General features: G+C 38.0%; 1 protein-coding gene. It reads right to left on the minus strand.

Annotated elements, in window-relative coordinates; translation table 11 throughout:
• A partial coding sequence (locus CWC11_RS21710) for a nuclease-related domain-containing protein (RefSeq protein ID WP_138684239.1) occupies positions 1 to 313 on the minus strand: 313 nt, incomplete at its 3' end.
• Between the last annotated feature and the right edge of the window lie 13 nt (positions 314 to 326).

Below are 326 nucleotides of genomic sequence, written 5' to 3' on the forward strand. Positions count from 1 at the left end.
CACTTATTAAAAGGTTTTTAATACGCTGTGCGTGCTCTCTTTTAATTTGATAAGGGCTTTTCCCGCGATTGCGGTTATTCTGATACCAAATACCATTAGAGGAAGTAATTTTTCCGTTCCATTCTTTCAACTCAACAATTAGAATGCGATCGTGTGTAATAATGAGGCAATCAATCTCCATAGAGCCTTGGGAGTCTGCAATAACAATCCCTGCATAGGCTTGCCAGCTATCTTGCAACCCTTTCTCCATTTTATCAACAGCTCTTAATTCACTTTTGTGTAGTCCTGCTCCACCAACTATATTTAATTTCACTATTTTTCCCTAA

Source organism: Pseudoalteromonas sp. S3178, assembly GCF_005886985.1.
Taxonomy (GTDB): Bacteria; Pseudomonadota; Gammaproteobacteria; order Enterobacterales; family Alteromonadaceae; genus Pseudoalteromonas; species Pseudoalteromonas carrageenovora.